This window comes from Arthrobacter sp. TJ-254 (assembly GCF_058269175.1).
The window spans coordinates 230,040-251,808 of sequence record NZ_JBZCNF010000002.1; the positions used below are offsets into that span (position 1 = coordinate 230,040).

The window sequence follows — 21,769 nt, forward strand, 5'->3', positions numbered from 1 at the left end:
TTTGAAGAGGTCTCGACAGGGGCCATGAGGATCCCGTGAGCGTGAAAGGGCGCCGATATCCCCGAAAGGTGCGGCGCAGAGTGATGAACACCACGGTACGTAGTTAACTGTCAACATTCAACATCAGAATAGAAGGCGTTGTTGACTGTTGACATTGGGGTGTGTCGTGGACCACAATTGCTGAATCAACCTGTTGACTGTTAACAGTCCAGGACCCCCCAATGCTGATAAGGATTCCCATGAGCAAGGAAGCTCTGCAGATGCGAGGTCCCGTCAACGGGACCAAAGACGCCCGCAAGGTCGCCATCGGATCAGGCGTCGGGGCAGTCATCGAAACCTATGACTTCATCGGGTTCGGTACTGCCGCTGCGCTGTATTTCGGTCCGGCCTTCTTCCCGGGTGCCGACCCGGTGACCGCGACCCTGGCCTCCTTTGCCACGTTGGGCGTGGGATTCGCCGCCCGACCGCTTGGCGGCATCATCGGCGGTCATCTCGGCGACAAGGTCGGACGCAAACCGGTCCTCGTCGCGTCGCTGATCATCATGGGCCTGGCGACCTTCGCGATCGGCCTCCTGCCGACGTACGCCACGATTGGAGTCCTCGCGCCAATTCTGCTGGTAATCGTCCGGATCATTCAGGGTCTGGCTTTCGGAGCCGAGTGGGGAGGCGCGATCCTGATGAGCTACGAACACGCCCCCTGGAAATCCAAGGGAAAGTACACGGGCATTGTCCAGGCGGGCTTCCCCGTTGGCCTGCTGCTGGCGAACCTCGTCTTCCTCTCAAGCGCCAATCTGATAGGCGACTGGGCATGGCGGATTCCGTTCCTGGCCAGCATCGTACTCGTCGTTGTCGGCCTCATCATCCGGTCGAAGGTTCCTGAATCACCCGTCTTCGAGGACGTGAAGGAGCACGGTGATATTGTCCGTTTCCCCATCGTGCAGGTGATCCGGCAGGATTGGCGCAGCATCGTCCGAGGCATTGCGCTGCGAGTCGCGGAAACAGCTGGATACGCCGTGGCGGTGACCTACATGATTTCCTATCTCCACACCGCGGAACTGGCGACGAAAACGGAAACGCTCACCGCGCTCTGCATCGCTTCGGCGATTGGAATCTTTGCCACAATGGGCTGGGCCCGGCTGACCGACCGCATCGGACGACGCCCCCTCTACATCTGGTCCTGCGCCTTTGCCGCGCTGTTTGGCATCCCGATGTTCCTTCTGGCCAATACCGGCCTCTTCATCTGCGTCATCATCACCATCGTCATTTCCTACGCGGTGTGCCAGAACTCCCTCGCCGGAGCGCAGGGAGCATGGTTCCCCGAACTCTTCCAGGCGAAGATGAGGGCTTCCGGAGCCTCCTTGGCCTACCAGATCTCCGCGATGGTCTCGGGGTTCACCCCGTTCATCACAACCCTCCTTTTCATCCGCCTGGGCTGGCTTGGCCCTGCCCTGCTGTTTTCCACCTTTGCCGTCATCGGCCTGGTGGCGGCACTCGTCACCCGCGAGACATGGGGCACGAGAGAACGCCAGCTTGCGGCCGAAGCAGAAAAAACCGCACCGCTTCCCCAGCACGTGTAACTCAAACTCCTCAGAAAGAGCGAGCCATGACCCTTTCAACTGCCACTACGACCACCCCCGCCTCCCCTGAAGAATTCACGGCACGAGTGAGGAAGGTTGAAGAATCCGCCTACCGGGCCCGCCACCATGCATTGAACATGGGTGAAGTACAAGGTCAGGGCTACGTCGGCCAGGCACTCGGATCCGCGGACATGTTTGCGTCCGTCTACGCCGATCAACTGCGCTACCGCCCGGACGACCCCCACTGGAGTGGAAGAGACCGGTTCCTCCTCTCAACCGGGCACTACGCCATCGGCCACTACGCTGCCCTTGCCGAAGCGGGAATCGTGCCCGTCAGTGAACTTGAAACCTACGGATCGGACGAGTCACGGCTGCCCATGTCGGGCATGGCCTCCTACACCCCCGGCATGGAAATCTCCGGCGGATCCCTTGGGCACGGACTGACCGTCGCGGTCGGGATGGCCCTGGGGACTCGACTGCAGGGCGCCTCTGCCCGGATCTTCAACTTCCTCTCCGACGGGGAACTCGATGAAGGGTCAACCTGGGAGGCGGCAATGGGTGCCCATCACCACCAGTTGGGGAACCTGACCGCACTTGTGGACATGAACGCGCTTCAGGCCGATGGTGCAACCAAAACAGTCCTCGGTATTGAGCCGGCCGAGGAAAAATGGGCGTCCTTCGGCTGGTTCACCCAGCGCGTCGACGGCAACGACGCAGCCGCCCTCCTAGCGGCGCTGGACGATATAGCCGCCCAGGCGGACGCAGTCGGCAAGCCTTCGGTCATCCTCTGCGATACGAAGGTCGGCAAGGGCGTTCCTCTCCTCGAGCAAAGGGAGAAAGCGCACTTCATGCGCATTGAGGAGCACGAATGGCAGCTCTGCAGGGACCAGCTCTCCGAAGGACACGCGAAAGGCACTTCAAAATGAGCACGAACACCTCCACACCGAAACTCAAGACCTCCGCCATGATCGCGTCCTTCGCCGATCCGGGCCAGAAGACCACCCCGGCGCCGTTCGGTCATGCGTTGGTCAAAGCGGCTGAAGCTGACACGCGGATCGTTGGCCTCACTGCAGACCTCGGCAAATACACGGACATGCACATTTTCGCGAAGGCATTTCCGGAACGCTTCTTCCAGATGGGAATGGCCGAGCAGCTCCTTTTGGGAGCCGCCGCAGGCATGGCCGAAACGGGGATGATTCCCTTCGCCTCCACCTATGCGGTCTTCGCCGCACGCCGCGCCTACGACTTCCTGTGCCTGGACATCGCGGAGCCGAATCTCAACGTCAACATCGTCGGAGGGCTGCCGGGCCTGACCACCGGTTACGGCCCCAGCCACCAGGCAACGGAAGATATGGCAATCTTCCGCGGAATGCCCAACCTCACTATTGTTGATCCGTGCGACTCTCTTGACATCGAGCAGGCCGTCCCTCAGTTGGCTGCATCGAAGGGGCCAACCTATCTGCGGCTGCTGAGGGGCAACGTACCGACCGTCCTTGACGAGTATGACTACACGTTCGAACTCGGCAAGGCCAAGGAGTTGCGCCCGGGCAGGGACGTGCTGTTCATCTCCAGCGGCCTGATGACAATGAGGGCACTGCAGGCGGCCGAGGAACTCGCCAACCATCACGTCGATGTGGCTGTGGTCCACTCGCCCACCATCAAACCATTCGACAGTCCAGCCATCCTCAATGAACTGCGGCAGGACCGCCTCGTGGTCACGCTCGAGAACCACAGCGAGGTCGGGGGCCTCTTCGAGTCCGTGGCCGGCGTCGCCGTTCGCAACGGAAGCGGACGACGCATCGTTCCAATCGCACTTCCGGACCGTTTCTTGGACGCCGGTGCCCTGCCCACGCTGCATGAAAGGTACGGCCTGTCTACCAGCCGAATCGTCCAGAGGGTCCTTAAAGAACTCTCCTGAGGCATCGGGAGGTCATTCTTCTGCGCAGTAGAGCCTGCGCGACGGCAATCCTGTGCGTAAGATCATCATTGTCGACAGGTAGTTGTCGACAATGATCCTCTCTGAAGGGCGCGATTGGTCATGACGGCAGCACCACCTCTGATTCTCGGCGGACTTGAAAGAAGCAATCTGCGTCAGCAGGCCCTGGCGGCCCTCCGGCGCGCGATCACCACAGGGGAGTTGGCGCCCGGAACCCACCTCGTGGAAACCGACCTGTCGGAGAAACTGCAGATCAGCCGTGGAACACTTCGGGAAGCCATGCGGCAGTTGCAGCAGGAGGGACTCATCTCAGCAGGGGCCCGGGGCCGGCTCGCCGTCCGGCATCTCGACACTGCTGATGTACAGGACATCTTCGAGGTGCGTTCCGCCCTGGAATCATTGGCTGCCCGCACGCTGGCCGACCGGGGCGACCGGGAAGAGGCAGTCGCCGAGCTTGAGGAGGGAATTCGACGGATGGAGGAAGCAGGCGATGGGACGCTCGATGAGCGCATCGAGGCAGACCTGAATTTCCACCAGACGCTCTGCGCACTCACCGGCAATAAGACCCTGATGCATTCGTGGAAGTCGCTCGAAGGATCCATTCGGATGAGCATCATGTACGCCGGTGTCGATCAAGCGCTCAGCAACATGAGCGCCGACCGACATGCCGGAATCGTGCAAGCCATCAAGACCGGAGACCCGACTAACGCCATACACGCGGTCGAAGAACACATGCGGGAGACAACCCAAAGCCTGGTTGGGGACAGCGCGTAACTCCTGTTGCAGGCGTGCCGATCCCTGCAGCGGGCTCAGTGTGTCCATGTCAGACTGGCCCATGAGACTTCGGCAATATCCCCTACGCGGAGTGGGTGAGCAGGCGGCGAACCGATTGGATCGGAGCAAATGGCCGGCGACTTTGGCGCCGGTCCGCCAGCTCATCGATGAGGGGATCCTCCTTGGACCTGCGACCGTGCTGGTGGGAGAGAACGGATCGGGCAAGTCCACGATCATCGAAGCGGTCGCCTTGGCATACGGGCTCTCGCCGGAAGGGGGATCGACCGGGGCCCGGCACAGCACTCGCATCACTGAATCCATCCTCGCTGAGCACCTGCAGCTGATACGTAACGCCGGTGCTGCGAGACGTGGGTACTTCCTGCGCGCAGAAACGATGCACGGTTTCTACAGCTATCTCGAGGCGAACCCAAGTTTGAGCCGACGGGACATCGCCTTCCACGAGATGTCCCACGGCGAATCGTTCCTGGAGCTTGTGGGCGACCGCTTCAGGGGGCCTGGATTATGGGTCCTTGACGAACCGGAATCAGCGCTGTCCTTCTCCGGATGCCTGGCTCTGCTGGGACTCCTTAAGGAGGTAATTGCCACAGGCAAGTCCCAGGTGATCATGTCCACCCACTCACCGCTGCTCGCCGCACTGCCTGGTGCGCAGATCCTGGAACTTGGGGACTGGGGCTACCGGCCCCGCGAATGGGGCGACCTTGATCTCGTGACCAACTGGCAGCGGTTCCTCGCTGCACCGCACCGCTACCTCAAACACTTGTAACGGTCGAAGCCGCGCCGCCACGCCCGGGACCAACCGTGCCGATAGCTTTGGTTGTATGCCTGATGCTGATTTAGTCCTGCGCACCTCCCGTTTGGTCCTGCGGCCGCTGACGCTCGACGACGAAGAAGCGGTGATGGCGTACCGGGGAGATCCGCACCTGAGCCGTTTCCTCGCGCATCCACCAATGGCACAGGGCGGCTATCGGGCCTGGTATGCCGAACGCGCGGCGGAGGTCGATCTTCGAAATCCCGGAGACCGCCGCTTCCTCGGCATCGAGCTGGCGTCCTCCGGCGAACTCATTGGCGATGTCCTCCTGCGGCTCGCACCCGACGTCGTTGATCAGGGCGAGATCGGCATGATCCTTTCCGCCCACGCTATTGGGCAGGGATACGCCACGGAGGCCGGAGCCGCCGTCCTGGGTGCCGCATTCGAAAGCCTGGGGCTTCACCGGGTGATTGGCCGCGCGGACGAGATGAACGTCCCCTCTCGACGAGGAATGGAACGCCTCGGGATGCGGCTCGAGGGTCATTTTATCGAGGAGAAACAGTGCGGAGGCCAATGGGTCAACACCGTCCTCTACGCCATCCTCCGACATGAGTGGCGCTCGACGGGCGAACGGCGATAACCGGCCCGGCGGAAGGCAAGCCGGGACTGTGTGAGACGGAAAGCTAGGTAGTGACACTGCATGCCCCGGAGCGGTGGCCCCGGGGCATGCAGTAAACGCTTAGGACTCGGCGGGCTGCTGGGCGACGTATTCGCGGAAACCCGCAACCTTGTTCCCGCGGATGGTCAGGATGACGCAGTGGCGGGCGTGGTACGGCGCGCCGAGGATTTCGCCGCGGCTGATGTCTTCGAAGAACACCGTGTCCCCGGCGATCGTGGTGGCCGTCCGGGTGATGTCGGTGAGCCGGTGCTCGCCGCCGAAGAAGCGCAGCTGCTGCTCGAGGAACTGGCGACCCTCGGTGCCGGTATAGCTTCCGGCTCCGGGCTCGGTGGGCCAGGCGACGGGGAGCTCATCCTCGACGTAGGCGAAGAAGGCGTCCCAGTCACCGTTGGTGAATCCGGAGCAGAGGCGCTCGTAGATTGTTTCGGCGATGGCGGAAATGTCGTTGCTCATGGGGATTTCCTTTGAAGATAACCGGCGTTGGTGGGGGAACGCCTCCTGATGGCGGGTCCCGGGCCGTTCACCAGGCGCAATCGGCCATGGCAAACGGGGTTGAGTACTGCAGGCTCTCAGGAGGTCGTCTGCTGCCGGGCGCAGCACGACAGATGCGTTCTTGTCTCAATTGTCCATTACTCTGAGCTGTGCGGGAAATGCGCCGCGTCCAGCGCGGCGAGCCCGCGCCGGACGGCGAGCCCGCACCGGACAACCGCCGCCGGCCAAGGGCCAACACTCGGTGAAAAATGTCGATGGCGAATTATATACGTCGGCCCGCACTCTGGGGCTCGGTCCGGGCCCTGGATCGGAAGCGCTCAGGAAGTGTTGACACTAACAACACGCAAGACTAACGTCGCCGTCACAAGTTCATTCTTCTGATCTCGCTTGCTATTTCCCGATCAACGCCGAGGCGGAGGGAATAGCGTTCTTATATCAAGTATCCACTCTTCTTATCGCGACGGAGCGCGCCATGAGCAGTGTTGGTTTGTTATACGTCGGCGCAGTTCTTTTTATTAACGGTCTCATGCTTATCGGGTTAGTCCCGGGCAAATCCGCGGCCATCCTCAATTTCTTCGTTGGGGTGATGCAGGTTGTCTTTCCAACGATCATCCTCATTCAGGCAAATAACGACCTGCCCACCATTTTCGGGGCTGCTGGCCTGTATCTCTTTGGGTTCACATATCTCTACGTTGGGATACTTCAGATAACTGGAATCAGCGGGGAAGGCCTGGGCTGGTTCTCGCTATTTGTTGCCATCTGTGCCGTAGTGATCGGTGCCCTCCAATTCACCCTCGTGGGGGACCCCGTCTTCGGCGTCATCTGGCTGACGTGGGCCGTTCTCTGGTTCCTCTTCTTCCTCCTGTTGGGATTGGGCAGGGAATCCCTGACCTACCCCACCGGCTGGTTCACGATCTTCGTGGCGCACATCACCGGGACGATTCCAGCGTTCTTCCTTCTGGTGGGCAGATACGAAACGAACACTGGGCTTGCCCTCCTGGTGACCGTTGCTGCGGTTGCTGCCCTGGCGGCGGGATTCTTCCTGGGGCGGAAAGGCATCCCGCGCGGAAGGACGTCGCAGGAGGGTGCGGCGGTCTCGCCTGCCTGAAAACCGGATTTCCGAAAAGAAAGGCCTGCCCTATGCCAATCTATGAGTATTTCTGTCCCCAGTGCGCAGCATTTGAAGTCATTCGCCCAATGGGTGCAGCATCTGAGCTCCAGAGTTGCCCCGAGTGCGGGCAGCCCGCCCGGCGGAAAATCAGCGCACCCCACCTCTCCCGGACGGGCACGGCGGCCTTTCAGCTCATCGACTCAACACACCGCAGTGCATCGGAGCCGCAGGTGGTCAACGGGGCGCTGCCATCGACGGGTGCACGCAGGACCCAGCCCCACTCGTCTAATCCGCTTCATAGGAAACTGCCACGGCCCTAGCTCACGGCGTGCGGCCAGATCTAGATAATTGGAGGATTTGAAATGCCTGAGGTCATATTTCCACTCGATTCCACAAAGAAGTTCGAAGATCAGGAGAAAATCGGACACAACCGGTGGCACCCGGAAATTCCGCCGGTCGCTACGGTGAGGCCAGGGGATTCTTTCAGGGTCCATTGCCGTGAATGGTTCGACGGCGCTATCGTCAACGACGACTCCGCGGACGACATCCTCAACGCCCCGCTGCTCACCGTCCACAAGCTCAGCGGGCCGTTCGCAATCGAAGGAGCGAGACCAGGCGACCTTCTCGTCGTCGACATCCTCGACGTCGGGCCGATTCCGCAGGAGGACTCCGGTCCTCTGGCCGGACAGGGCTGGGGCTACACCGGTATTTTTGCGCGGAACAATGGTGGCGGATTCCTGACCGACCAGTTCCCCGACGCCTATAAGGCCATTTGGGACTTCACCGGCCAGGTCGCAACGTCGCGGCACGTGCCCGAGGTGTCCTATGTGGGTCTCATCCACCCCGGTCTCATGGGCACGGCTCCCTCCGCCGAACTGCTGGCGAAGTGGAACCAGCGCGAAGGCGACCTGATCGCCACGGATCCCAACCGCGTACCGCCCCTCGCGTTGCCGCCAGAACCGCGGGAGGCGGTGCTCGGCAGCCTGGCGGCGTCGGAGTTCGACAGGGTGGCGGGGGAGGCCGCCCGCACGGCACCTCCCCGGGAGAATGGCGGCAATCAGGACATCAAGAACCTGTCGAAGGGCACGCGCATCTTCTATCCGGTTTTTGTTGACGGCGCGAACCTGTCACTGGGTGACCTTCACTTCTCCCAGGGCGACGGCGAAATCACCTTCTGCGGCGCGATCGAGATGGGCGGCTTTATTGACCTCAGGGTCGATGTCATCAAGGGCGGCATGGATACCTATGGCGTGAGCGAAAACGCCATTTTCATGCCAGGCAATGTTGATCCCCGCTACAGCGAGTGGATTGCCTTCTCCGGCACGTCAGTGACCTTGGATGGCAAGCAGCATTACCTCGACTCGCACTTGTCCTACCAGCGCGCGTGCCTGCACGCCATCGATTACCTGACGAAGTTCGGCTACAGCCCAGAGCAGGCATACCTGCTGCTGGGGTCGGCGCCGATCGAGGGCCGGCTGTCCGGAGTGGTGGACATTCCCAACTCGTGCTCGACGGTCTACATCCCGACGGCGATTTTTGACTTTGACGTGCGCCCCTCCGCCGCAGGGCCGCACCAGGTGAACCGCGGTATGGGTGCGCCGAAGTCGAACAACACCTAGGAAGAGCCCGGAAACACCAGTGCCAGCGGCATGCCGCTGGCACTGGTGTTTTCCCAGCAGTTTTGCGGGGCGCGCTCCACGATGGCTTGGAATGACGTCGTCCGCGGGCTTACGGTGTGGTTCATGTATCTTGAGAACCTTGTCTTTGACGCAGCCGAGCCGCAGCGACTGGGCCGGTTCTGGGAGGCGGCGGTCGGCGGTGAACGGCTCACAGACGAGTCTGATGCCTTCGAGACCCGGCTGACCATTGAAGGCGGACCCGTGCTCGACCTGTGCTTCCAGCGCGTCACCGACACGCTTCCCGGTCGAGCTCCCCGGTTCCACCTCGACCTCCTCGGCGGCGCGCGACAGGCCGACGAGGTCGATCGGTTGCTCAGCCTGGGCGCACGGCACCTGGACATCGGCCAGGGAGATGTGCCCTGGGTGGTACTTGCCGACCCCGAGGGTAATCCCTGCTGCGTGATGGAGGACCGGGCGGCATACTCTGACACCGGACCGATCGCGGCGATGCCTCTCGACTCCGCTGATCCAGACCGCGACGCGGAGTTCTGGTCCTGGCTGACAGGCTGGGTTCAAGGGCCCGACGCTTCCCTGCGCCACCCATCGCTGCGGGGTCCCCTGCTTGAGCTATGCCCCGAACCGTCGCCAAAGGGCCGGGAGAAGAACCGGCTTCACCTCGACATTCGACTTGAGGCCGGCGACGATCCGGACGCGGTCGCGGCAGGCATTGCCGAGCGCGGGGGCCGCGAGCTCCACCCGGGCTGGGGTGAACTGCCGTGGCGGATCTATGCCGATCCCTCGGGCAACGAGCTGTGCGTGCTGGAGGCACGGCCATAAGGCATCGACGAATTGTCGGTGTTTAGCCGAGGCTTCGCCGTGCCCTGCGCATGGCCGCGGACAGGGAAAACAGGCATTCAACGGCAACCATCCTGTTTCTGACATATTCCGGGGCCGTGTAGGTAAACTCCGGCTATGGATTCCACGTCGATGGTGGAAATAGAGCGGAAGTACGACGTCGGGGACGGGACCGCGGTCCCGCCTCTGCTGAACCTGCCCGGTGTTGCCCGGGTCGACCCGCTGGTGGAATACCGGCTTGAGGCCACGTACTTCGACACCGAGGATCTGGTCCTGGCCTTGGGGCGCATCACGTTGCGGCGCCGGACCGGCGGCGGCGACGCAGGCTGGCATTTGAAGCTTCCCCTGGCCGCGGATGAACGGCGTGAGTACCGCGAGCCGTTGGGAGAGGAGACCGATGGCGTCCCAGAACCGCTGCTGCGATTGATCCGCGTCCATATCAGGGACACAGCACTGGTTCCGGTGGTGCGGCTGCTGACCCGGCGCACCGTGTACCGCCTCCGAGGCGAAGACGACGGCGTCCTGGCCGAGTTCAGTGATGACCGGGTTGAGGCGCAGACGCTCGCCCCGAAAGGTTCAGCACAGCACTGGCGGGAGTGGGAGTTCGAACTCGTCGACGGATCCCGGGAACTGCTCGAGGCCGGGCAGGAGCTCCTTGCCGCCGCCGGCGTCCGGCCGGCCGGTCACGGTTCCAAGCTGGCACGTGCCCTTGGCCCACGCCTCAACCCCGGCACCAAGGCTCCGCCGGCCCCCGAACCCGGGGCTTCCGCGGCCGACGTCCTGCTCGCATACCTTCGCGAGCAGGTGCAGGCGCTGAAGGATCAGGATCCCCGTGTGCGGCTGGACGCCCACGACGCGATCCACCAAATGAGGGTCGCCACCCGGCGCATGCGCTCGGTGCTGGCGACCTACCGTGGACTGCTCGAGGACACCGATGCGGTGAATCGCCTGCGCCAGGAGCTGAAGTGGCTGGCCGGCCTGCTCGGTGAAGCCCGGGACGCCGAAGTCATGCATGAACGGCTCAAGGACCTGGTCGCTGCCGAACCCGTCGAACTGGTCATGGGTCCTGTCACCCGCAGAATCGATCTGCAGCTCGGAGCCGACTACCAAAAGGCACACACCGGGGTGGTCGAGGCACTGAACGGACAACGGTATTTCCGCCTGCTTGACGCCCTCGAAGCCCTGTTGGCCGCCCCCGCCCTGACGCCGCTGGCGTCGGGACGCGCACACAAGGTGATTCCAAGGCTGGTCAGGCGCGACGTCAAACGGCTGCGCAAGGCAGTCCGGAAGGCACATGAGCATCCGGCCGGAACCGGCGGCGATACGGCTCTGCACCAGGCACGCAAGAAAGCTAAACGCCTGCGCTACGCCGCCGAAGCGGCCGCTCCGGTCAACCCGGGGCGGACCGCGCAGCTGGCCGACGCCGCCCATGGCGTGCAGAAAATCCTCGGTGACCATCAAGACAGCGTCGTCACCCGCGACCTGCTGCGCCGCCTCGGTGTTGATGCCTTTCTGCAGGGCGAAAACGGCTTCAGCTTTGGCCGTCTCCACGCCCTTGAACAATCCCTCGCCAGTGAAATCGAGGTCAAGTTCCGCCGCGAATGGAAGATCTTCCGTCCCCCTTCCCTGAAGAAATAGCATCAGCGGGGTGGGCTGTGGTCGGCCCGGGCAGGGCGCCGGCTCAGGGCAGCTCCGGCGCGGTGCCCGAAGGGCCCGCGGCCTTGTCGGCGAAGTACTGAAGCGTCGTTCCGGTCAGCGGACTGGTGCCCGCGACGAGCTCGGCGATGTGCGTTCCGACCTCGGTGCCGTCGATCCACCGCGGGTCGTCAACCCCGGCACGCTGCCGTGCCCGGGTGCGTACGACGCCGAGAATCACCTCATGGATCCGCGGACCGCGCCCGGCAAGTTCGGCAGCAATGGTGCGCGTGAGCGACTTGGTCGCCGCCGCAGTCAGCGCGACGCCGCCGGCACCGGGGAAGGGCAGATCGGCGCTGAGCCCGTTGAGCTGCACGAGCACACCGCCCGTGGCGATGGCGGGGACGAGCGCACGGTACAGGCGGAACACGCTCGTCTGGTTCGCCGCGACGAGGGCGTCCCACTCGGAATCGGTCAAGGCGAGCAGGGGTTTGCGGCCCTGGTCCCCCCACGCCGCGATGCTTACGACGACGCCGTCGAACTGTCCGTGCTCGGCCACGGCGACCGCCGCTGCCTCGTCCAGGTTGTCCGCCAGCCCGTCAAGCACCGTGAGGTGCAGGCGCGGCGAGGGGAGCCGCGAAGCGAGTTCGTTGAGACGGGTGCGGCTCCTGCCGGCTGCCACGACCGTCGCGCCCGATTCGAGGAGGATCCGGACGACGCCTTCGCCGACGCCGCCGGCGCCTCCCACAACGAGCACCGTCCTGCCCGTGAGGTCGGTCTCAGGGCGGGCCCATGCTGGCTGGTTGAGGGTGTTCATGATCGTCCTTCTGGATTTTCGTGAGAGTGCGATGGAATCAATCGGTGAGTGAAAAGTTCTTGTCGAAGAGCCCGGTGGGATCGTAGGTCGCCTTGAGCTGGCGGAGCCGGGCCAGGGTTGCGGGCGGGAAGGCGTCATGGAGCCGGCGTGGGTCCTTGTCCATTTCGAAGCTGAGATAAAGCCCGTCGAGGTGGGGGTGGAGTCCTGCCCACTCGCGCCAAAGTTCGCCCCGGCGCGCCGGTTCGGCTCCCGCGAAGATCGAGAAATTCTGGTGCCGGTGCCCATAGGCCGTGGCGCCGGTGGCGACGTCGTTGATCCTCCCGCCAACCGCGCGGACTTGCAGCATGGCCGCGGTTCCGTTGGCGAGCATCCCGGCGAGCCGCACGGCGATGGGGGCGTCCAGATGAGCCGCCAGGCCGCTTCGGGTCTGCAGCGACACCGCACCGGTATGCGGCGCGTTCGAGGGCGCGACCAGCGCCGCGTAGGGCTCGGCCTGGGAGCGCCCGCCGAGGATCGGGGCCAGGGCGAGGAACGGTGCGAGGGACCGCTGTGCCGCGTCGGTGTCCAGCCCCGCATAGACGATGGTGGCGAGGCCGGCGTCCTGTCCGGCGAACAGGTAGAGGAACGCCGTGATATCCCGGGGTGCGCCTTCGACTGCGCCTCCCCACTTCTGCAGGAAACCGACTGTGTCAGACGTGTCGTACTTGACGGTGGTGGAAATGACTCCGGGAACATGGGAGGCGGTGAACTCAAATTCGGAGACAACGCCGAAATTGGCGCCGGCTCCGCGGATCGCCCAGAAGAGGTCCGGGTTCTCGGTCGAGCTCGCATTCCGGATGGTTCCATCAGCGGTCACCAGTGTGGCTGCCGTCATTGAGTCGATCGTCAGCTCGTGCTTGCGTCCCATCAGGCCGACCCCGCCGGTCGTAGCAAGCCCGCCCACGCCGACGTCGCCCGAGTCACCCGAACTGATCGCCAGACCGAAGGGTGACAGGGCCCGGGCAACATCACCCCACCGAGCTCCGGCTCCGATACGCACCCGCCCGGACCCGGGATCGAGGACTTCGACCTTGTTCATTGCTGAGAGGTCCAGAACGATCCCTCCGTCATTGGTGGAGGCGCTGCTGATGCCATGGCCTCCGCTGCGGACACTGAGCGGGAGCCCTGTCGACGTCGCATACGCTAGGGCGGCAGCGACGTCGTCGGGTGTCCGCAGGCTCACCACCGCGGCGGGGGATCCGCGGTAGGAGTAGGTGTGCCGAAGCCGCCCGTACTGCCGGTCCGGAGGGAGGACCAGGTTTTCTTGAAGGGAAGAGGGAAAAGACGAACGGCTGATGCCCTGGGTCTCTTCACGTGCGGGAATTGAGTTCATGATTGTTCCTGTCATTGGGAGAACGGGGAATCGTCCTAGCCCTGTGAGCGGGATGCGACCGGCTGGTGGGTCGGGTCCGGTGCGGCCGGCCTCGAGCGTCGTTGCCGCGCCGCAAGTGCCAGCAGCCCACCGAGGACGATGAGGGCGGCCACGCCGAGTGCTACTCCGTAGCCGGTGTCGACCGCGCCCTGCCCTGTCATTGGAAGGGAGGCCGTCACTGCGGACGCGATCGCGCCGATGACAGTGAGCCCCACCGCCCCGCCGAGCTGCTGCGCTGTCTGGATCAGACCGCTGACGGATCCGGCCTCACGGGGGGTGGCACCGGCAAGGGCCTGCGTTGTCGCGGAGGTCACTGCAATGCCGACTCCTGCGCCGAAGGCCACCATCGCGGGGACGAAGATGCCGGACGGTGCTCCAACCGCCGCAGCTAGGGCCAGCGCCCCCGTGGCCAGCCCGAGCAGGGCAAGTCCGGTGAACAGTGCGGTAAGGGGGCCCTTGGCCCCGACAAGCCGCGGCGAGAACAACGCGGCCACAATGGTGGCCAGGGACATGGGCAGCATCATCAGGCCTGCGCCGATCGGTGAGAAACCGAGGGTTCCCTGGAGGATGAGCGAGAGCAGCAGCATCGTTGGGTACAAGGCCACGGCGATGAGGACCATGCCGATGTTCCCGCTCACCGACGGCCATCGCTTGAGCAGATGCAGAGGGATCAGCGGCGCCGGCTTGCCCCGCTCGGTGACGATGAACGCAACGACGAGGACGGCTCCGCTGCCCAGCAGACCAAGAGCGGTCGGCGACAGCCATCCCTGCTCACTTCCCACGGTCAGGCCGCCGATCAGTGCGGAAATACCCAGGAAGGACAGCACGGCGCCCGAGGCATCCAGACGCTGCGCAGTTCCTCGTGGCACCGCGGGTACCAGCAGGGGAATGGCTGCAAGCATCAGCGCAACGATGGGGACGTTGACCAGCAGCACCGCACGCCAGCCCCAGGCCGCGGTGAAGGCGCCGCCCACAAGAACGCCGGCAGCGCCGCCGGAGCTGGCCACCGCTCCCCACACGCCGATGGCACGGCGCCGGGCGGCGGGATCCGTGAACAGGGTCGTCAGGAGCGAGAGCGCCGTCGGGGCCAGCCCTGCAGCGGCAGCACCCTGGACTGCACGTGCGGCAATGAGGGTTTCGACCGTCGGCGCAAGCCCGCCGGCCACGGCCGCCGCGCCGAACAGTCCGACCGAGATGAGGAACATCCGGCGCCGGCCGATGACATCGCCCAGGCGGCTCCCGAACAACAGCAGCCCGCCGAAGGTCAGCAGGTAGGCGGAAACCACCCAGACGGACAGGGACGCCGACGCCTTGAGGTCGCCTGCCAGGTCCGGCAGTGCCAGGTTGATGCTGCTCGCATTGAGCACCACAACGAACTGGGCCGCCGCAAGCAGGGTGAGGACCGCTCCTGGCTTCGGACCTTGGCCCTTTTGTGCGGCCGGCGGCGCACCAGCGCTGGTGCCCGGGATCGGTTGTTGGGTGGAAGCCATGAGAAGCCTTTCGGGGGTGCCGCACGCTCCGGCCGCCGGGGGCGGAGGGAGGGTTGCCGGGCCTGACATTGCTGATGCGTCAGCAATCAGATACGACTTTAGCTGATGCGTCAGCAATACCCAAATCCTCGGCAGGCCCCCCGCACCCGCTCCCGGCAGGCCCCCCGCACCCGCTCCCGGTCGGCGGCCGCTTCGCATGTAAAATTACTGATATGTCAGCGAATATGACGGATCGCCAGCTCCGTACGTGGGAAAAGCTTCAGGACGTCACCGAACTTCTCCGGCGTGAGGTAGGCCGCGATCTCTGGAGCGACGCGAAGCTTTCAGAGGCTGAGTTCACCGTCCTGGCCCATCTGTCGATGGCCCCGCAGGGCACTGCTCGCCCGTCCGAGTGCGCCCGCGCCATCGGATGGGATTCGAGCCGGCTCGCGCACCAGCTCCGTCGACTGGAAAAGCGCGGGTTGGTGGCAAAAACGGCAAGCGACGGCACCGATGGCCGTGCCTCCCTCATCGCACTCACCGACGAGGGGCGCACGGCCTACCGGCGTGCCCTTGGTCCGCACCTGCGGTCGGCACAGAAGTGGTTCGCCGACGCTCTCACCGACCAGCAGGTCGACAACCTTGCCGACGCGCTCGAAACCCTGCTGCGGCACGGGGCCGAACTCGCCGCAGCTCCTGCGCCGACCACCGATCCGCAGCCCTGAGGGGGTGCGGGATGCGACCTATCGCAGGAGCAGGTCGCGGATGGACTGCGCAATGTCGCCCGGGGTTTCCTCGGCCATGAAGTGACCGGCCTGGGTGCTGAAATGTTCGAGGTCCGGTGCCCATGCCTTCCACAACGCCGAGGCATCAAATCCCAGCGCGGAACCCCAGTCCTGTTGAATCACGGTGACCGGCATTCCAAGCGTGTTGCCGAAATCGAGATCCGATTGATCGTGCACCACGTCGATGCCGGCGGAGGCCCGATAGTCAGCCACGATGGACGGCACTGCATTTGCGCTGGCACTAAGGTATGCCGCCCGGATGTCCGCCGGGATCGCTTCGGGGTCCTTCGTCCACACGTCAAGGAAGTAGGAGAAAAAGGTATCGGCGCTGTTCGAAATCATCTCCTCGGCAAGGCCCGCGGGCTGGGCCATGAGGTAGAGGTGGAACCCGACCGCGGCGGACTGTCCGTGCAGGACGTTCCACATGTCGAGCGTGGGCAGGACGTCGAGGCTGGCGAAGTGCGTCACGGAGTCGGGGTGGTCCATTGCCGCGCGGAAGCCGACCAGGGCTCCGCGGTCGTGCCCCGCGAGGGCGAACTGTCCATGGCCCAGTGCGGCGGCCAGGGCGACAATGTCCTCGCCCATTGTCCGCTTGGAGTACACGGCGGGGCTGGTCTCGGCCGGCTTATCACTGTCACCGTATCCCCGGAGATCCGGGCAGATGACCGTGTGGTCCTTGGCCAGGTCGGCGGCTACGTGCCGCCACATCAGGTGGGTCTGGGGAAATCCGTGAAGCAGCACCACGGGGCTGCCGGAGCCGGCCGCGGCAACGTTCAGTTGCACATCAGCGGCCACTGTCACTTTTTGGTAGGTGAAATTTTCAATCATCGAGGTCATCGGGGGTTCCTTGGTTGGGGAGCAACGTGCAGCCCAAGGCTCGCACCGCCGACTCAACGGCTTCTCAACGGCGTCCTGCGCCCGCCATTACGTCCGGCACACTTGATACAGGTGGCATGAAAGGTGGTCCTAACATGGGCGTGACGATCGGCGTGCTGGGTACGACGGCTGCCTGGGACGCCGCCCGACGCCCCATCGCACTTGGCGGCCCCCGACAACGCGCGTTGCTGGCCCGGCTTGCCGCGGCGCGGGGGCGTGCCGTCGCGCTGGGGACACTGATCGACGATTTATGGGAGGACCCTCCGGTGAACGTCACCGGGGTGATCCATACCTACATCGGCTCGCTGCGCCGGGCCCTTGAACCGGAACGCCCTGCCCGGGGTCCTGCCCGGGTGGTCGTTTCAACCGGTGCGGGCTATGCCCTGCAGTTGGATCACTGCAGCGTTGACTCCCTACTGTTCGAGGACGCCGTCAAAGCAGCTGTCGGTCCGGCCCCGTCACCATCACTTGCAGCAGTCGAGGAAGCCCTTTCCCTATGGCGGGGCCCCGCCTACGCCGATTACGCCGACGAGCCGTGGTCCCACGCCGAACGCAGGCGGCTGACCGGACTCCGTCTGTGGGCGGTGGAGGCGCGCGCGGCCGAGCAGCTCAGAGCAGGGCCGGCCGTGCACACCGTTCCCGACCTTGAGGCTCTCGTGGGGGAACATCCCTGGCGGGAGGAGGGTTGGCGCCTCCTTGCGCTGGCCCACTACCAATCGGGCCGCCAGCACGAAGCCCTGGAGGTGCTGCGACGGGCCCGTTCCCTGCTGAATGACCAGCTCGGGCTGTCCCCGAATTCGGTGCTCCGCGCCCTCGAGCACGACATTCTCCACCAGTCTCCCAGTCTCGACCCGGACAGGGGGCCGGCCGATGCGATGAACCTTGTCTGGAACCAGACGCTGTCCAGCTACAGCCAGAGCTCCGGGGTAAGTGCCAGGGGGCGGCTCCGTTCGACTGTCGAACTGTTGCGGCATCTTGCACTCACCGGCGGCGGAGGGCTGGAGGCCGCGCGCAGGCAGCGCCTGGCGGCGGTCGTCGCAGCTGAGGAGCTCAGCGACGTCGACCTCACGGCGCGGGTCATCGGGGCCTACGATGTTCCGGCTCTCTGGACCCGGTCGGACGATCCCGTCCAGACCGCACACATCCTCGCCCTCACTGAGAAGACCCTCGCCGCGCTGCCGGAGGGAACACACGACGCGCTGCGCGCCCGGCTGCTGACGACGATTGCCGTCGAATCCCGGGGACATCCGGGGAGCCGGGGGCGGCATGCCGCGGAGGAAGCCGAGGGCCTTGCCCGTCGCCTGAATGATCCGGCGCTGCTGGCATTTGCTCTCAACGGAACGTTCATGCAGTCGTTCCACCGGGCCGGTCTGGCCCCGGAGCGCGCCCGCATCGGGCAGGAGATCTTGGAGCTGTCCGAACGGTACGACCTCCCTGCCTATGAACTCCTGGGGCACCTCATCCGGATGCAGGCGTGCGCGGGGCTGGGAGATTTGCAGTCTGCCGATGTCCACGCGGCGGCAGCGGATGAGCTTGCGGAGAAGCACGAATCACCGCTGGTGGGCGTCTTCACTACCTGGTACAGCGCCCTGCGGATGGACCTCACCGGCGCGCCTCCCACTGAAGTGGCAGCAGCCTTTCGCGCGGCAGCAGGCCAACTGCGCGGCGCCGGCATGCCGGGGCTGGAGCAGGGCGCCCTGGCCCTGTCCCTGTTGTGTCTGCGGCTCCGACATGGACGGCCGGCGCAGACCGAAGAGGGAATCGGGTGGGGGCCGTACCGGCCCTGGTCGGAGCCGCTCGTCCTGCTGGCCGGGGGGAAAATCCCGGAAGCGCGCGCGGCTCTTCGCGGGGCCCCTGAACCGGCGTCGACTCATCACCGCGAGACGCTCTGGTGCCTGATGGCAGAGTCCGCCATGGCGCTCGGCGACGTCGAGGTCATGTGCCGGGCCTTCACCGAACTGCGCCAAGCGGCCACCGAATATGCGGGGGCCGGCAGTGGGTTCTGCAACCTTGGGCCCGTCTCGGGCTACCTGTCGAGGCTGTCGGCGCGGTTGCAGCACCTGCGAGCGCAGGATCCAACGGAGCCCGCGCGGGGCGGTTGCGCGTACTAGTGGCCGGCGCCGAGCCTGCCGCCGAGGCGTTCACGCATCCGGGTTGAAGCTTCGTTCAACCCCAGAATTTTCACCTTGGTGCCGTGGCGGCGGTATTTTTCCTCGATGGCATCGAGCGATGCGATGGTTGAGGCGTCCCATAGGTGGGATCCGTGGAAATCGATTGTGACGTCCTGCGGGTCCGTTGCGTACTCAAACCGGGTATAGAGGTCGTTGGATGAAGCAAAGAACAGCTCGCCGTTGACGGAGTAGGTAGCCGACCGGCTGCAACCGGCGCCCTGTTCGGCGCGCTCCACCGTGACGAAGTGGGCGACGCGGCGGGCGAAGGCGACCATCGCGACCAGGACCCCAACGCCGACGCCGATCGCGAGGTTGTGCGTCGAGACGGTGGCGATGACGGTGGCGAGCATAACGGTGGTCTCGCTCTTGGGCATCCGCTTCAGGGTGGAGGGCCGGATGCTGTGCCAGTCGAAGGTGGCGATCGACACGAAGATCATCACTGCCACGAGCGCGGCCATGGGGATGAGCGCGACGATCCCGCCGAGGGCGACGACGAGGATGAGCAGGAAAATCCCGGCCGTGAAGGTGGAGATCCGGGTGCGCGCCCCGGAGGCCTTCACATTGATCATCGTCTGGCCGATCATGGCACAGCCGCCCATGCCGCCGAAGAACCCGGTGATGATGTTCGCGGCTCCCTGCCCCCAGGATTCGCGGGTCTTGTCCGAGTGGGTGTCAGTGATGTCGTCGACGAGCTTCGCTGTCATGAGGGACTCGAGCAGACCCACGGCCGCCATGGCCAGCGAGAACGGCAGGATGACCTGGAGGGTTTCAAGGTTCAGGGGAACGTTCGGGAAGAACAGGGACGGCAGGCTCTCTGGCAGTTTCCCCTTGTCCCCGACCGTGGGGACGAGCGCGTTCGTGAGGACGGCGAACACGGTCAGGACGACGATGGCGACCAGAGGGGCGGGGACGGCGGTGGTGAGGCGGGGGAGCCCGAACACGATCAGCAGCCCGACGGCGACGAGGGGGTAGACGAGGAACGGCACGCCGATGAGTTCCGGAACCTGCGAAAGGAAGATCAGGATGGCCAGGGCGTTGACGAACCCCACCATGACCGAGCGGGGGATGAACCGCATGAGCTTGGCGACGCCGACCAAGCCGAGGACGACCTGGATGGCGCCGGCCAGGATCACGGCGGCGATGAGATAGTCGACGCCGTGGCTGCCGACGAGGGGTGCGATCACGAGGGCAACCGCGCCGGTGGCCGCGGAGATCATGGCGGGCCGGCCGCCCAGGAACGCGATTGAGACTGCCATGGTGAACGAGGCGAAAAGGCCGAGGCGGGGATCGACACCGGCGATGATCGAGAAGGCGATCGCTTCGGGGATCAGGGCGAGGGCCACGACGAGGCCGGCGAGGAGCTCGGTTTTCAGGAGGCGGGGACTGCGGAGGGTCCGCCTGACGGATTGACGTTCCAGAGGTCTCGGGTGAGGGGGAGCAGGGGCGGGTGGGGATGAGGGCATGATTCGATGGTTCCTTGGGGCAGTCGTACGAGGTCTGTCATCGCCCAGGGAGGGCGGAAAGGATGGAGACTGCACGCCGCTGTGCTGGAGGGCCGCGCATGACGCTGCGGCAGGATCGATCCCACCCTATACCTTGAGGAAATCCAGTTGGGTTTCCTCAAGGCGCCCCGCCAACGTGTTCGGTTCATCAGCATCTCGGCGCGGATTGTAAAGACTAGTTGATTCATTACGCTGGGAGCATGCCGCCCGATTCGACAGCCACCAGGGAACGGATCCTGCATGCAGCGGCGAAGGAGTTTGTCGAACCTTTTGGTGCGCCGCCTCATGCGGCCGCCTGCGTGTAGGTAACGAGCGGTGGAAAGAAGCCCGGCGTTCGGTGAGTACCTCAAGGCCCGGCGCAGACTGGTCAGGCCCGAGGACGTCGACCTGCGCACCTTTGGGCGCCGCAGGGTTGCGGGGTTGAGGCGCGAGGAGGTGGCAAGCCTGGCCGGAATCAGCGTCGACTACTACGTGCGGCTTGAACAGGGAAAGGACCATCATCCTTCGCCGCAGGTCCTCGATGCCCTCGCCCGGGCCCTGCGTCTGGATCCGCCCTCAACCATCCACCTCCACCGGTTGGCTCAGCCCGTAGCCGTTCCGGCCCCCACCGTTGGGAATGACACCGTGGCTCCGGGGTTGGCGCACCTGCTGGTGACACTGGGCATGCCGGCGTTCGTGCAGGACCGGTTCATGACCGTTCTCGCGGCCAATCCCCTGGCGGTTGCATTGTCGCCCCGCAATGCCCCCGGCACCAACGTGCTGCGCGAGGCATTCCTGGATCCGGCGGAACGCGAGTTGTACGACGACTGGGAGCAGGTCGTTCAGGAGGCGGCCGCCGGGTTGCGGGCCGCTGTGGGGGAGCGGGTGGCCGACCCACGCCTCACCGCCCTCGTCGCTGACCTCTCTCAGCGCAGCGCGCACTTCCTCAAACTATGGAGCCTCCACGAGGTCCGGCCCAAGGTCGCCGGCAAACGGCTGCTGCACCACCCGCTCGTCGGAGACCTGGAGCTCTTCCACGAGAAACTCGCCGTCACCGGCACTGACGGCCACCTGCTGGTGATCCATCATGCGGAACCCGGAAGTGCGTCAGAGGCCGCCCTGTCCCGGCTGGCGCGGACCGCTCCGGGCGCCCCGCGCGCCTGAACGGAATCCTGCCCGAAGGAGCCAAGGGTAGCCCTGGCGTTCATATGAAGTCCGGGGCTCTGGCTACCCCTTTTGGGTAAGCGCACACTGGTTCAGGGCCGCTGCGCACCGCTCTCTCCCACCTTGGAATTGTGGAATGCCGCGCGCT

Annotated in this window: 20 protein-coding genes; 14 read left to right on the forward strand and 6 right to left on the reverse strand. The window is 64.8% G+C overall.

Annotated elements, in window-relative coordinates:
- The first annotated feature begins 239 nt into the window (after positions 1-239).
- From AC4D14_RS06140 to AC4D14_RS06165, 6 genes are all read left to right on the forward strand, one after another.
- A complete protein-coding gene (locus AC4D14_RS06140) occupies positions 240-1,577 on the forward strand; it encodes an MFS transporter (RefSeq protein ID WP_490900781.1) in 1,338 nt (445 codons plus the stop codon).
- 26 nt (positions 1,578-1,603) lie between these two features.
- Positions 1,604-2,503 carry a transketolase gene (locus AC4D14_RS06145; RefSeq protein WP_490900783.1) on the forward strand — a complete coding sequence of 300 codons (900 nt, stop codon included), beginning with the start codon at positions 1,604-1,606 and terminating at the stop codon, positions 2,501-2,503.
- A complete protein-coding gene (locus AC4D14_RS06150; protein WP_490900784.1) occupies positions 2,500-3,495 on the forward strand; it encodes a transketolase family protein in 996 nt (331 codons plus the stop codon). Before AC4D14_RS06145 ends, AC4D14_RS06150 begins: the two co-directional genes overlap by 4 nt.
- A 120-nt stretch (positions 3,496-3,615) precedes the next feature.
- Entirely contained in the window at positions 3,616-4,287 is a 672-nt protein-coding gene (locus AC4D14_RS06155; protein WP_490901512.1) for a GntR family transcriptional regulator, read from the forward strand.
- A gap of 61 nt (positions 4,288-4,348) precedes the next feature.
- Positions 4,349-5,071 (forward strand): AAA family ATPase, encoded by a 723-nt coding sequence (locus AC4D14_RS06160; protein ID WP_490900785.1) that lies wholly within the window; start codon positions 4,349-4,351, stop codon positions 5,069-5,071.
- Between the two features lie 55 nt (positions 5,072-5,126).
- Entirely contained in the window at positions 5,127-5,696 is a 570-nt protein-coding gene (locus tag AC4D14_RS06165; RefSeq protein ID WP_490900787.1) for a GNAT family N-acetyltransferase, read from the forward strand.
- Between the two features lie 99 nt (positions 5,697-5,795).
- On the opposite strand, the gene AC4D14_RS06170 is transcribed toward AC4D14_RS06165, so the two are convergent.
- The gene (locus AC4D14_RS06170; protein ID WP_490900788.1) at positions 5,796-6,188 is read right to left on the reverse strand and encodes a nuclear transport factor 2 family protein; all 393 of its coding nucleotides are present in this window, start codon (positions 6,186-6,188) and stop codon (positions 5,796-5,798) included.
- Positions 6,189-6,699: 511 nt separating this feature from the next.
- Here AC4D14_RS06170 and AC4D14_RS06175 point away from each other — a divergent pair.
- From AC4D14_RS06175 to AC4D14_RS06195, 5 genes are all read left to right on the forward strand, one after another.
- The gene (locus tag AC4D14_RS06175) at positions 6,700-7,335 is read left to right on the forward strand and encodes an AmiS/UreI family transporter (RefSeq protein WP_490900790.1); all 636 of its coding nucleotides are present in this window, start codon (positions 6,700-6,702) and stop codon (positions 7,333-7,335) included.
- A gap of 32 nt (positions 7,336-7,367) precedes the next feature.
- Positions 7,368-7,658: an FmdB family zinc ribbon protein gene (locus AC4D14_RS06180; RefSeq protein WP_490900791.1), complete on the forward strand. Its 291-nt coding sequence runs from the start codon at positions 7,368-7,370 to the stop codon at positions 7,656-7,658.
- Positions 7,659-7,700: 42 nt separating this feature from the next.
- On the forward strand, positions 7,701-8,957 hold the full coding sequence (gene fmdA / locus AC4D14_RS06185; RefSeq protein WP_490900793.1) for a formamidase: 1,257 nt from the start codon (positions 7,701-7,703) through the stop codon (positions 8,955-8,957).
- A 123-nt stretch (positions 8,958-9,080) separates the two neighbouring features.
- Positions 9,081-9,794, forward strand: a complete 714-nt coding sequence (locus AC4D14_RS06190) for a VOC family protein (protein ID WP_490900795.1) — start codon at positions 9,081-9,083, stop codon at positions 9,792-9,794.
- A gap of 135 nt (positions 9,795-9,929) precedes the next feature.
- Positions 9,930-11,450: a CYTH and CHAD domain-containing protein gene (locus AC4D14_RS06195; RefSeq protein WP_490900797.1), complete on the forward strand. Its 1,521-nt coding sequence runs from the start codon at positions 9,930-9,932 to the stop codon at positions 11,448-11,450.
- A gap of 43 nt (positions 11,451-11,493) precedes the next feature.
- On the opposite strand, the gene AC4D14_RS06200 is transcribed toward AC4D14_RS06195, so the two are convergent.
- Genes AC4D14_RS06200 through AC4D14_RS06210 form a run of 3 tightly spaced genes read right to left on the reverse strand, consistent with a single transcriptional unit; the run spans position 11,494 to position 15,165 of the window.
- The gene (locus tag AC4D14_RS06200) at positions 11,494-12,264 is read right to left on the reverse strand and encodes an SDR family oxidoreductase (protein ID WP_490900799.1); all 771 of its coding nucleotides are present in this window, start codon (positions 12,262-12,264) and stop codon (positions 11,494-11,496) included.
- 37 nt (positions 12,265-12,301) lie between these two features.
- The gene (locus AC4D14_RS06205) at positions 12,302-13,636 is read right to left on the reverse strand and encodes an FAD-binding oxidoreductase (protein WP_490900800.1); all 1,335 of its coding nucleotides are present in this window, start codon (positions 13,634-13,636) and stop codon (positions 12,302-12,304) included.
- A gap of 35 nt (positions 13,637-13,671) precedes the next feature.
- A complete protein-coding gene (locus AC4D14_RS06210) occupies positions 13,672-15,165 on the reverse strand; it encodes an MFS transporter (protein WP_490900802.1) in 1,494 nt (497 codons plus the stop codon).
- A 212-nt stretch (positions 15,166-15,377) separates the two neighbouring features.
- Here AC4D14_RS06210 and AC4D14_RS06215 point away from each other — a divergent pair, with 212 nt between their 5' ends.
- Positions 15,378-15,869 carry a MarR family winged helix-turn-helix transcriptional regulator gene (locus AC4D14_RS06215; RefSeq protein ID WP_490900804.1) on the forward strand — a complete coding sequence of 164 codons (492 nt, stop codon included), beginning with the start codon at positions 15,378-15,380 and terminating at the stop codon, positions 15,867-15,869.
- 18 nt (positions 15,870-15,887) lie between these two features.
- Here AC4D14_RS06215 and AC4D14_RS06220 read toward each other — a convergent pair whose 3' ends face one another.
- Positions 15,888-16,766: an alpha/beta fold hydrolase gene (locus tag AC4D14_RS06220; RefSeq protein WP_490900806.1), complete on the reverse strand. Its 879-nt coding sequence runs from the start codon at positions 16,764-16,766 to the stop codon at positions 15,888-15,890.
- A gap of 116 nt (positions 16,767-16,882) precedes the next feature.
- On the opposite strand from AC4D14_RS06220, the gene AC4D14_RS06225 reads away from it, so the two are divergent.
- A complete protein-coding gene (locus AC4D14_RS06225; RefSeq protein ID WP_490900808.1) occupies positions 16,883-18,916 on the forward strand; it encodes an AfsR/SARP family transcriptional regulator in 2,034 nt (677 codons plus the stop codon).
- Here AC4D14_RS06225 and AC4D14_RS06230 read toward each other — a convergent pair.
- Complete coding sequence (locus tag AC4D14_RS06230; protein ID WP_490900810.1) at positions 18,913-20,439, reverse strand: SulP family inorganic anion transporter; 1,527 nt, start codon at positions 20,437-20,439, stop codon at positions 18,913-18,915. The genes AC4D14_RS06225 and AC4D14_RS06230 overlap by 4 nt on opposite strands.
- 354 nt (positions 20,440-20,793) lie before the next feature.
- Here AC4D14_RS06230 and AC4D14_RS06235 point away from each other — a divergent pair, with 354 nt between their 5' ends.
- The gene (locus AC4D14_RS06235; RefSeq protein WP_490900812.1) at positions 20,794-21,621 is read left to right on the forward strand and encodes a helix-turn-helix domain-containing protein; all 828 of its coding nucleotides are present in this window, start codon (positions 20,794-20,796) and stop codon (positions 21,619-21,621) included.
- Positions 21,622-21,769 lie beyond the last annotated feature (148 nt).

Bases quoted from the DNA above. Each gene is read 5' to 3' on its own strand.
- AC4D14_RS06220 (WP_490900806.1), bottom strand. From the start codon at position 16,766: ATGACCTCGATGATTGAAAATTTCACCTACCAAAAAGTGACAGTGGCC.
- AC4D14_RS06205 (WP_490900800.1), bottom strand. From the start codon at position 13,636: ATGAACTCAATTCCCGCACGTGAAGAGACCCAGGGCATCAGCCGTTCG.
- AC4D14_RS06195 (WP_490900797.1), top strand. From the start codon at position 9,930: ATGGATTCCACGTCGATGGTGGAAATAGAGCGGAAGTACGACGTCGGG.
- AC4D14_RS06155 (WP_490901512.1), top strand. From the start codon at position 3,616: ATGACGGCAGCACCACCTCTGATTCTCGGCGGACTTGAAAGAAGCAAT.
- AC4D14_RS06180 (WP_490900791.1), top strand. From the start codon at position 7,368: ATGCCAATCTATGAGTATTTCTGTCCCCAGTGCGCAGCATTTGAAGTC.
- AC4D14_RS06225 (WP_490900808.1), top strand. From the start codon at position 16,883: ATGAAAGGTGGTCCTAACATGGGCGTGACGATCGGCGTGCTGGGTACG.
- AC4D14_RS06200 (WP_490900799.1), bottom strand. From the start codon at position 12,264: ATGAACACCCTCAACCAGCCAGCATGGGCCCGCCCTGAGACCGACCTC.
- AC4D14_RS06215 (WP_490900804.1), top strand. From the start codon at position 15,378: ATGTCAGCGAATATGACGGATCGCCAGCTCCGTACGTGGGAAAAGCTT.
- AC4D14_RS06145 (WP_490900783.1), top strand. From the start codon at position 1,604: ATGACCCTTTCAACTGCCACTACGACCACCCCCGCCTCCCCTGAAGAA.
- AC4D14_RS06230 (WP_490900810.1), bottom strand. From the start codon at position 20,439: ATGCCCTCATCCCCACCCGCCCCTGCTCCCCCTCACCCGAGACCTCTG.
- AC4D14_RS06210 (WP_490900802.1), bottom strand. From the start codon at position 15,165: ATGGCTTCCACCCAACAACCGATCCCGGGCACCAGCGCTGGTGCGCCG.
- AC4D14_RS06165 (WP_490900787.1), top strand. From the start codon at position 5,127: ATGCCTGATGCTGATTTAGTCCTGCGCACCTCCCGTTTGGTCCTGCGG.
- AC4D14_RS06150 (WP_490900784.1), top strand. From the start codon at position 2,500: ATGAGCACGAACACCTCCACACCGAAACTCAAGACCTCCGCCATGATC.
- AC4D14_RS06170 (WP_490900788.1), bottom strand. From the start codon at position 6,188: ATGAGCAACGACATTTCCGCCATCGCCGAAACAATCTACGAGCGCCTC.
- AC4D14_RS06190 (WP_490900795.1), top strand. From the start codon at position 9,081: ATGTATCTTGAGAACCTTGTCTTTGACGCAGCCGAGCCGCAGCGACTG.
- AC4D14_RS06140 (WP_490900781.1), top strand. From the start codon at position 240: ATGAGCAAGGAAGCTCTGCAGATGCGAGGTCCCGTCAACGGGACCAAA.
- AC4D14_RS06175 (WP_490900790.1), top strand. From the start codon at position 6,700: ATGAGCAGTGTTGGTTTGTTATACGTCGGCGCAGTTCTTTTTATTAAC.
- fmdA (WP_490900793.1), top strand. From the start codon at position 7,701: ATGCCTGAGGTCATATTTCCACTCGATTCCACAAAGAAGTTCGAAGAT.
- AC4D14_RS06160 (WP_490900785.1), top strand. From the start codon at position 4,349: ATGAGACTTCGGCAATATCCCCTACGCGGAGTGGGTGAGCAGGCGGCG.